General features: G+C 69.7%; 7 protein-coding genes. All 7 read right to left on the bottom strand.

Annotation, left to right across the window (positions count from 1 at the left end; translation table 11 throughout):
* Nucleotides 1–497: 497 nt before the first annotated feature.
* Nucleotides 498–776 (bottom strand): helix-turn-helix transcriptional regulator, encoded by a 279-nt coding sequence (locus tag AB0B45_RS45020; protein WP_358144075.1) that lies wholly within the window; start codon nucleotides 774–776, stop codon nucleotides 498–500.
* Between the two features lie 662 nt (nucleotides 777–1,438).
* Nucleotides 1,439–4,783, bottom strand: coding sequence for a BTAD domain-containing putative transcriptional regulator (locus tag AB0B45_RS45015; RefSeq protein WP_358144072.1), 3,345 nt, complete (start codon nucleotides 4,781–4,783; stop codon nucleotides 1,439–1,441).
* A 289-nt stretch (nucleotides 4,784–5,072) separates the two neighbouring features.
* Entirely contained in the window at nucleotides 5,073–5,549 is a 477-nt protein-coding gene (locus AB0B45_RS45010) for a hypothetical protein (RefSeq protein WP_358144070.1), read from the bottom strand.
* A gap of 172 nt (nucleotides 5,550–5,721) precedes the next feature.
* A complete protein-coding gene (locus AB0B45_RS45005) occupies nucleotides 5,722–6,105 on the bottom strand; it encodes a LysR substrate-binding domain-containing protein (RefSeq protein ID WP_358144068.1) in 384 nt (127 codons plus the stop codon).
* A gap of 413 nt (nucleotides 6,106–6,518) precedes the next feature.
* Nucleotides 6,519–7,268 carry an ABC transporter permease subunit gene (locus AB0B45_RS45000; RefSeq protein WP_358144065.1) on the bottom strand — a complete coding sequence of 250 codons (750 nt, stop codon included), beginning with the start codon at nucleotides 7,266–7,268 and terminating at the stop codon, nucleotides 6,519–6,521.
* Nucleotides 7,265–8,200, bottom strand: a complete 936-nt coding sequence (locus tag AB0B45_RS44995; protein WP_358070178.1) for an ATP-binding cassette domain-containing protein — start codon at nucleotides 8,198–8,200, stop codon at nucleotides 7,265–7,267. The genes AB0B45_RS45000 and AB0B45_RS44995 overlap by 4 nt, the downstream gene beginning before the upstream one ends.
* Nucleotides 8,200–9,663: an alpha/beta fold hydrolase gene (locus tag AB0B45_RS44990; RefSeq protein ID WP_358144064.1), complete on the bottom strand. Its 1,464-nt coding sequence runs from the start codon at nucleotides 9,661–9,663 to the stop codon at nucleotides 8,200–8,202. Before AB0B45_RS44990 ends, AB0B45_RS44995 begins: the two co-directional genes overlap by 1 nt.
* Nucleotides 9,664–9,702: the final 39 nt, after the last annotated feature.

Here is a 9,702-nt window from a genome sequence, read left to right as displayed (position 1 = left end):
TCTGGGCCGCGTGGACGAGCGCGGCGCGGGTGCGCGCCTTGCGCCGATCCAGGCGGCTAGGTGCGGCGTCGGCCATCTGTTCTCACTCCTGTCGCTTGTCACCGTCCACTGTAGTGCGATCCGTCAGGAGTGACGGAATACTCACTGTCGTTTTGGCGAATCATTACATAAATGACGATATCGTCAGAATCGCCTGGAATCGGCGAGTCATTCCTCGTCGACTCTGGCGAGGGTCTTACGACCGGAATCTCGCTGTGCGACGGGTGACCCGAGCGGCGTGGTGCGGCTTTGCAAGCCGTGCCGCCAGGCCGCCCACCGCCTGCTGGAGCTGACCGCTGCTCTGGCCGGTCAATGTCCTCTGGCTGTCCTCGATCGGCACTGCGGACTGCGCGACGGTTGGCAGAGGCAACCCCGACTCCAGAGAGGAACCAACATGCGCACCTGGCGGAAACTGTCGAAGCTCGCGGCTGCGGTCACGGTGGCCGGAGGCCTCGCGTTCACCGGAATGGTGCTGCCTCGGCTGCGGGCGGCGCCACACCACGGGCCGCCGCCGCGAGTATCGCGCGTTCCTCCTCGTCCAGTTCCAGCGCTTCGCCCACCAGCCGTAACGACGTGCTGCGAGCGTGTGGCGGGCTGCCGCCCTCCATGCGCCGAATGGTCCGGACGCTGAGCCCGGAACGCTCGGCCAGCTCTTCCTGGGTGAGCAAGGCCCGCTCCCGCCAGCGTCGCAGCACCGTACCCGACGCTCTCCGATCTTCCCTTTCCCCCTCAGTCATGTCCTTCCCGCCTTCGCTCTTCGGCCTGGTCTCCGGAGGGCGCAGCCCTCTCGCCAACACTCTCCTCGACCGGCCCGGCGCCCACATCCGTTGCCTGGCCGACTCCGTGCTACATCACTGGATGTAGTGACAAGGAGTCGGCACTTTCAGTCATCCAACCGGCGATATAGGCCCTCCGCTCAGGCGAGGGCCTTGGTCGCCGCTGTGACCTGCGACAACACCCCCACTTTGGGGCTTATCACACGGACCCGAGCGGAGGGCCAGGAGCGTGTCACCAGGTACACGCGAAGCGACATGGCCGGGGACGTGTCTTTCTTCGGGTCGGTGCGATGAGCCGCAAAGTAGAGCGTTCGCACAGATCAGATCCGTCTCGAAGCCGTCTCTCCGAGCGTTCCGGTTCCGAGGACCTTCTCGAAGTGGCCGGGGCCTGAGCTGGGCAGGGTTCCCGGGGCGGCGCGGTAGCGCGCCGTCTCGGGACCGCCGCTTATCGCATCGGATGCGAATTGGCGACATCTCATGACCCATGGTTGTGAGGGGCAAAAGAGGCCTGCTTCGGGGGGAAGTTGCAGCCGAACTGCAGACTGGCGAGACGCAGGAGACCCAACGGACCTTGACCTCGGGGTGGGCTGCTGGCCGTCTCCGTAGATGCGTATGCCCTGGCCTCATCGCGGCCGGATGAGGGGCACGGTGCCCAGGTCGGCGTGCAGCCGGGCGGCCTGCTCGGTATCGCCCAGCGCTTCGCGCGATCTGGCCTCGTCGAAGGTGATCCCGAGCCGGCGAGCGGTTGCCAGCGCCCGGGTGGCGGTTCGTCTCGCCGCTTGACGCCGACCGGTGAGGTCGAGCAGCAGCGCTGCCGCCCAGCCCATTCGGGCGGAGGCCGACGGGGTTCGCCTGGCCACCTCGCCCATGTGGCGCAGCAGTCTCGGAATCGTCGCATCAGCCATCCGCAGCGCCCACAGCACCTCCGCCAGCCCCGCCCACGCCTCAAGGGTTCCCCGCAGCGGCATGTCCGGCCGGTCCGCGGCCCGCAACGCGTCGTGTACGGCCAGCCGTCCGGTGGTCACGTCACCACCGAGCAGGCAGAGCCGGGCCTGTATCGTGCCGAGCCGCAGCCGCTGGATCGCCTGCATCTTCCCGCCGGCCCGCACGAAGTGGTCCTCGTCGAGCGTGGGCAGTGCGAGGGTCGCCTCCTGCGCGGCCTTCAGCACCGTGGCCACCTCGGCCGGCTCCCGATCGGCCAGCCGTAACATCGCCTCGACCTGGCCGGTCAGGCACCAGTAGCCGGACAGCTCATCGCCCATCCGCGCCACCGAGATCTCGGCCACCGCCGCCAGCATCGGTACGGCGTCCGCGTAGCGACCGCGATGGACCTCCAGCTCGGCGAGTAGTCCCTGGCAGTGCTCGGCGAGGCGGGGATCGGCGGGATGGCCGCAGGCCAGCGTCAGGGTCCGCTGCGCCGCGCCGAACCGGCCCTCTGCGACGAGCCGCAGCCCCCGGGCCAGGCGGGCGCGGGAGACCGCGACGGGGTCGGGCACCGCCGCGACAGCCTCGTCGGCGAGGCGGCCGTAGTGGCGTGACACCCTCTCGAACCCGGCGAGGGCGGCGACGACCGCGAAGTTCGCGTAGGCTTCCGCGCGTTCGGCGACCCCGCCCGCCCGATCCGCCGCGTCCAGGTGACGTAGTACGGCGAGCAGCATGGTGCTCTGGTCCTGCCGGTGGTAGGCGAGTTCGGTGAGAATCGACAGCGTCCGCGCGGCCTCGGCGGCCAGCGCGCGCTCGGGCGCTCTCCTGGCCGCTCCGGTAAGGGGCGTCATGCGATGGGCCACCTGGCGGATCACCGTTTCGGCCACCGCCTCGAGCCTGCCGAGCCGGGTCGCGGGCAGCGGGCGATCGGCCACTGCCAGCGCATCGGTCAACGCCACCAGGCTGTCGCCGCCCCGCTCGAACTGGAAGTGAGCGATCCCCGCCAGCCGGTGCCACCGCGCCGACTCCACCCGCCCTTCCTCCGTACCCGCCACCGGCCCGCTCGCGATCATGTTGGAGGCGATCGACAGCGCCTCGGCGTAAAAGTGCCTGCGCAGGCACAGCGTCCAGTAGTTCTCCGCGAACGCCGCCCGATCGGGGCCGATGTGACACCAGGCCAGACGGATGTTGTCCATCTCCGGGTCGATCTCGTCGAGCACGGCCCGATCAGCGTGGTCGCGTAGCCGGGCCGCCCGTTCGCCGAGGAATCGCGCGTACCAGGCGGCATGCCGAGCCCACGGGGCGTCGTCGGCGAGCCGGGCGACTGCGCACTGCCGTACGAGTTCGTGCACCCGGTGGCGGCCGTCGCGGTCGCGGCGCACCAGGGAGTGGTCCGCGAGCCTGGCGATGACCACGGTGGTGGTGGCCGCGACCTCCAGCGCGGCGGCGAGCGTGAACCCGCCGGCGAACACCGAGACGCCGGCCAGGACCTGCTGCTCCGGCACGGTGAGAAGCCGCCAGGAGGCGTCGAACACCTGCTTCATGCTCGCGTGCCTGCCCGCCGTGGGCGCCGGATGTTCCAGCAGGTCCGCGGGCGATGACCGCCCGCCGGGATCACCGGATGGCGCCAGCCGATCCGCGATCTCCTCGCACGCCAGCGCGCGCGTCAGGGACGCGGCCAGCTCGACCGCCAGGGGCAGCCCGCCGACGGCCGAGCAGATGCGGGCCAGTGCGCGCGGTTCGGGGTCGAAGCCCGGATCGAGCCTCCTGGACCGTTCCACGAACAGTGCTCGCGCCGAGGTGCCTGGCAGAGCCGGCACCTCGTGGACGTGCTCCGCGCAGATGCCCAGCCTGCGCCGCGAGGTGGCCACGATCCGTACGCCGGGCGCCGCCGACAGGATCGCCTCGGCGAGCATTGACATGGTGGGCAGATGCTCCAGGTTGTCCAGGATGAGGAGCATGCGCCGTTCGCGTACGGCGGCGAGCAGCAGGTCGCGCGCGGGCCTCGGCGGCGTGAGGTCGACACCGATCGCCTCGGCCAGCGTTATCACGACAGCATCCGCCTCAGCGGCGGGCGCCTCCGTCGCGGTGGCGCGGTTGTTGGCTTGGCGCACTCCGGCGAACGAGACGAACAGTACATCGGTGTCGAAGCGCTCGCCGATGGCGATGGCCAGCCTGGTTTTGCCGACACCCCCCGGACCGGTCAGCGTCAGCAGCCGGACCCGGTGATCGCGCAATCGCGCCGCCGCCCGCTCGATCTCGGCGGCACGGCCGATCAACCCGGTCAGCGGGCGGGGCAGGCGACGCCGCGGGAGCGCTCCCTGCTTCGCCATCGGCACGCGCGCTCCCGGCCCGGCGGGCGCGATCCGCCGTCGCAGCGCCTGGGTGCTCTGATCCGGTGGCACGCCGAGCTCCTGGTCCAGCACTCGGCGGCACGTCTCGTAGTGGGCGAGCGCGCCCGCGCGGTCGCCCATCGCGGACAGGGCCTCGATGACCAGCCGATGGGCGCCCTCGTCCAGCGGGTCGATCTCCAGCAGGCGGCGCGCCAGCTGTACCGCGTCCTCACCGTCGCCCCGGTCGCGCGCAGTGCGCGCCCGCTCGCGCAGCACCCGCGCCGCCGCCTGCCCGGCCTGCAGGCGGCGCTGGGCCATCCAATCGTCGAACCGGGGCACATCCGGGATCGCCAGGTCGTCGAGGAAGCCGCCTCGGTAGTCTCCCGGCACCGAGCCGCCCCCGATCAGGCCGTCCCAGTCGAGGCAGTACGGCCGACCGCGATCGAAGGCGACCTGCGCCGGGGTGATCGTCAGGTGATCGCCCACGGCCCGGCGCAGCTCCATCAGGGCAAGCCTCAGGCTGCCGCGCGCGTTCGCTTCAGCGCGGTCACCCCACAGCAGGCCGGCCAGGGCCGACCTGGTGTACGGCATGCCCTCGACCATCAGGTAGAACAGCACCGCCCGCGCTTTGGCCGACCTGACCGGCACGACGCGATCATGCCCTTTGGTTATCGAGGACATCCCCAGCACGCGCACGCGCAACTCGTCCATCCGGCGACCCCTGTCGGCACGACCCCCGTGCAGCGCCCCGATCGTAATCTTCCGCAGGAGTTATGAAGAGGTAAATATACGTGTAAGTCGCCGGAAATCGGGTGGCTTCATGCGTAAGACGCTCCGACTCGCCGGCGAGCGCGCTCGGCAGGCCGGTCGACGTGACGGTCGACGCGGTGCCCGGCGGGGTGGTCGACGGGTGCCGGGCAGGGTCGCGTTGGTGGCACTGGGGCCGGTGGCGGAGTCGTCGAAGGCCCCGCCAATTCGGCGGGGCCTTCGGTCGGGTCGGCTACAGCCCAGTCAGTTTGAGCTTGACCTTGTACGAGTAGAAGGTCCCGTGCGTCCCGTCGATGAAGTCCTCCTCGTAGTCGACCGCGCCGACGGCGAGCGGGGCGCACGTGGAGCCGTGAGCGATCACGGAGCCGAGGCTGGCACCCGAGTTGACCCACGGCGGGGTGACCTCGCGCAGGTTGAAGGACGCGGTCCCGTTGCTCGTGACGACTGTGCTCGGGTGCCCGAAGTCGGCGGGGTCTCCGTCGTCGCCGGTGTCCATGGTGAACCAACCGTTGTTGGGGAAGAGGTTCCCGCCGACCAGGAAGCGGAGCTCGTCATGCCCGTCCCGTTCTCCCACGTTGAGGGCGTCGATGTCGTAGAGCTCCACGCGGCACGACCCGGCCGCTGCGGCGGCAGGGCTCGCGGCCAGTGCCACCGGTGCGACCAGGCCCACAGCCAGGGATAGCGCGGCGATCAGCTTGTGAGAGTGCATGTGTCCTTCTTCTTGGTGTCCGAACGCCCCGCGGCCTTCGCGGAACGTGGCCTCAGACTGGGACAGGCACCGTGAGCAGATCGTGAGCGCATCGTGAGAGCCCAGGTCAGTGGTGCAGAGCACGCGTCATCTGTGGCTTTACAGCCATACGACCAGTACGCTCCTACGCTCCTCAGCTACGGGAGCCGCACCGCACCGCCGACTGGCGGCCTCCGAGTCGCGCGGTGGTGTCGTGGATGGCACGTATGGCGCTGCGGACCGCGGGGATCTGATCGGCTTCGCGATGATGGATCAGGTACAGGGTCCGGGGGAGGAGCTGTGCGGCCACGCGAACTGTGACGCCGGGATCCTGAAAGGCGTCGAGGGCGAGCTGGGGGAGCAGTCCGATTCCTAGGCCGCGGGCGATCAGCGCCTGGGTGACCACATAGTCGTCGGTGCTGTGGCGGATGTCCGGGATGAAGCCGGCGCTTTGGCACGTCTGGCACAGGTTCGCGGTGCACCGTTCACAGCCCGCAATCCATTTGTCCTCCGACAACAGTCGCAGGTTCACCGGCACAGTCGTCGCACGACTGGCAGGAGGCTCGGTTCCACGCCGGGAGGATGTTGCCAACCCTGCGGTCGACTACATGGTGGGCCAGGTCAAAGTTGACCAGGCGCTGTTCTCGGCGGGAGACGGCTGGGCGGCGGTGCGGAGTGGCGAAGAAGATCGCCACGATGGTGATGAGATCCGCTCCGATCATGCACGGCGGGACGCCCGCGACCGCGCTCCCGGCCGCCGCCTGGAGCAAGGTCAGGATCACCGGCGCGGAGCCGCCGCCGAGCATGCCGCCGATCTGGTAGCCCAGGAAGGCGGCCGCTGTAGCGCGGGCCGTCGCCAACATATCGGCGAACAGGGCGGCGAGCGGGCCGTACATGATGGAATGGATGATCGACAGCTCGAGGATGACGGCGGCCCGAGGTCCGTGGCAGTCAGGCGTCGCGACGGGTGATCGCTTGGGCCGCCGCCAGGAGCGAAATCATGACATAACCCGTCAGGATGATGGTGGTCAAGGAGGGGCCGAAGGCGCCGGAGTCGGGGACGCCGGCCAACTGCCTCGTCAGCGCCGGGATCGTCAGGGAGCCTGCCCAGTCGTTCCACGGGGCGGGGAGGAAGCGTTCGATCAGGGTCGGAGCCAGCAGGAGAGCGACCAGCGCGATGAGCGCCCCGGGTGTCGAGCGCAGGATCGTGGCCAGGCCCAGCCCCGCGATCGCGGCAACCGCAGAGCCGGCGCCCGTCGCCAGCACCTCCGTCAGGGCGGCCCGTTCCGAGAGCGAGGCGCCGATGGGGCGCCCGCCCACCACCGCCTGGGCGGTGAAGTACGTGCCGAACGCCACCGCCTGGCCCGCGATGGCGGCTACGGCGGCCACCACGACGGCCTTGGCCAGGAGGAGGTGCCACCGGCGGCGGATCGTGGTCAGCGTCAGCCTGATCATGCCCGTGCTGTACTCGCCGGAGATGGCGAGCACGCCGAGCATGCCGAACAGCACGGGGGTAATGTCGGCGCTGAAGCTGAGCCCCGTGCCGACGGGCTCACCGGGACCGTTGGTGTCGAAGTAGCGTGAGATTGAGAAGGCGGCGAAGCCGGTGAGCGCCAGGGCCGAGAGCGTGGAGGCCAAGACGTAGGAGGTGGAGCGGAGCGAGCGTAGCTTGAGCCATTCCGACGCGACGACGTTGATCATTGGGTTATCTCCATGAAGACCTCTTCCAGCGATGCCCGGGACGGCGCCAGCTCGTGGACGGCGCATCCGCTCGCCAGGGCGGCATCGCCGATGGCGGCCACGGACAAGCCGGTCACCAGCAGTTCCTCTTCGGCCGGAGGGGGATGAGGCGACAGCATCGCCGCCCTGCTCGTGGCGGGCTCGGCCGTTCGCGGTGCGCGGCGTACGGTTGCCCCCGCGGCTTCGAGCACCCTGGCCAGGCGGGCCGCGTGAGGTGATCGGACCAGTACGTCGCCTTGGAATCGGGCCAGCAGATCCGCCATCGGGGTGTCCTCGATCAGCTTTCCGCGGCCGATGATGATGAGCCGGTCGGCGGTGAGCGACATCTCGGTCATCAGATGGCTCGACAGGAGGACGGTCCGCCCTTCGGCCGCGAGGGATCTCAGTAGCTTCCTGAGCCAGCGGATGCCTTCGGGGTCGAGGCCGTTGACCGGCTCGTCAAGAATGATCACTCCCGGGTCGGACAGCAGCGCCGCCGCGATGCCGAGGCGCTGGCGCATGCCCTGGGAGAACTCGGCGATCCGCTTGCGTGCCGCGCCGGCCAGGCCGACCTCCTCCAGAGCCTGTACGACTCTGCGTCTCGAGATCCCTCCGGCGTACGCCAGCGCCTGAAGGTGGTCGAACGCGCTGCGCCCGCCCTGCACCTCGGCGGCGTCGAGCATGGCACCGACCTCACGCATGGGGTCCCGCAGGTCCTGCTTGCGGACGCCGTTGATCAACGCCTTGCCCGAGGTGGGCGCGTGCAGGCCGAGGATCATCCGCATGGTGGTGGACTTGCCGGACCCGTTGTGCCCGAGAAAGCCCGTCACCTGCCCAGGTTTGACGTCGAATGTGAGCCCAGAGACCGCCCGCGTGGAACCGTACACCTTCGTCAGATCTACGACCTCGATCATCATCCCACCCGTTGAATCAGCTCGGCTGGGCAGCGTGTACCCTGCTCGGGCACCGTGCCCGTGGTCAGGTAGGCCAGGACATGTCGCCGCAGGCAGGTGTTGCCTCCCCAGGCCGCGTGGCCGTCGCCGTGCCACAGGACGCGCGCGGACGGAATCTGCTCGGCCACGTGCTGCTGCCCGCGATAGTTGGTGTTGTTGTCGAGCTCCCCGATCGCGAAGAGGATCGGCGGGACGTCCTTCACCCGCAACGGGTGCGGTGCCCAGGACGCACCCCCGCTGCGCCCCCAGCAGCGTCCGAGCTCGAAGCGCCCCTCGATCCAGCCGAACCTTGGCGCGATCTCACGCAGCCTGGCCTCGATGGCCTGGAACTCCTCATATGTCGGCAGCTTCGGCATGAAGTCGTTACACAGGGAGTCTCCGCTTACGGACGCGCTGCCCTGGTCCGGCGCCAACTCAGTCAGGAAGTTGGCGGCGTCACCGTCGAGGGCCTTGCGGATGGCGGTGGCGAGCAGCGGCCATTCCGCCGGGTTCATGCCTTGGCTCGCGCCCGCGTTCAGTTCTCCCTCGTGCACCGTCCTGCCGGCCGATGTCGACAGCGGCGCGCGGCGCACCCTGGCAACCAGTTCGTCCCATGCCTTGCCGGCGTCCCTGCCGTGCAGGGCGCAGTCCGTACGGCGGGCGCACCAATCGCGGAAGCGGGTCAGGTGCCGCTCCTGGGTGAGCGCATAGTTGCGCAACCAGGGCTCGAGATCCTGCTGAGTGTGATCGGCGGTGCCGTCGAAGTACATCCGGCCCACCCGCTGCGGGAACAGCTCCAGATAGGCCTGGGCGTAGACGGTGCCGTAGGAGTTGCCCGCGTAGAGAAGCTTGTCCTGGCCGAGCGCGGCGCGCAGCGCGTCGATGTCGTGGGCCACGTTCCACGACGTCAGCCCCCGCCACGCCGACTTGACCGTCTTGCGGCAGCTCGCCTGGTGGGCCGCGTTCTTGGCGGCGTGCGCGTCCCAGTCCTGTTTCGTGCGCGCGATGATCAGCCCGGACGTGGAGGCCGCGGGCTCGTCGCAACTGACCGCCTTGCCGCTCTTCGGCTCGGCCAGCCCGCGCGGGTCGAAAGCGATGACGTCGAACCGGCTCCGCAACTCCGCCAGCAGGGCCGGCAGTTCGGGCGGGGCGTCGGTGCCGCTCAACGGCCTGAGCATCGCCGTGCTGGTGGCAGGGCCGCCGAAGTTGACGATCAGCGGCCCCATGCTCTTGCCCATCGCGGGCAGCTTGGCCACGTGCACCGAGGTCCTCGGCCCGCCAGGGTCGGCCCAGTCGACGGGGACGACCAGCTCTGCGCATTGCAGGCCGTCACCGCAGCTCCTCCAAGTGAGGCGATACGCCTGTGCCGAAGCCAGCGCGATGCCGCTGAGTGACACGGCGAGGCTCGCGGCCAGGCACCCGGCGATGAGTGTGCGTGGATTCATGCGGGCAACGATCCTGCCCTGTGGTGGGTTGGCGCATCG

The organism is Nonomuraea sp. NPDC049152, assembly GCF_040648355.1.
In the GTDB taxonomy this organism is placed as follows: domain Bacteria; phylum Actinomycetota; class Actinomycetes; order Streptosporangiales; family Streptosporangiaceae; genus Nonomuraea.
Note: the sequence above shows the minus strand (reverse complement) of the source record. Positions and strands in the feature narration are given on the sequence as shown.

Bases quoted from the DNA above. Each gene is read 5' to 3' on its own strand.
- AB0B45_RS45020 (WP_358144075.1), bottom strand. From the start codon at position 776: ATGACTGAGGGGGAAAGGGAAGATCGGAGAGCGTCGGGTACGGTGCTG.
- AB0B45_RS45015 (WP_358144072.1), bottom strand. From the start codon at position 4,783: ATGGACGAGTTGCGCGTGCGCGTGCTGGGGATGTCCTCGATAACCAAA.
- AB0B45_RS45010 (WP_358144070.1), bottom strand. From the start codon at position 5,549: ATGCACTCTCACAAGCTGATCGCCGCGCTATCCCTGGCTGTGGGCCTG.
- AB0B45_RS45000 (WP_358144065.1), bottom strand. From the start codon at position 7,268: ATGATCAACGTCGTCGCGTCGGAATGGCTCAAGCTACGCTCGCTCCGC.
- AB0B45_RS44995 (WP_358070178.1), bottom strand. From the start codon at position 8,200: ATGATCGAGGTCGTAGATCTGACGAAGGTGTACGGTTCCACGCGGGCG.
- AB0B45_RS44990 (WP_358144064.1), bottom strand. From the start codon at position 9,663: ATGAATCCACGCACACTCATCGCCGGGTGCCTGGCCGCGAGCCTCGCC.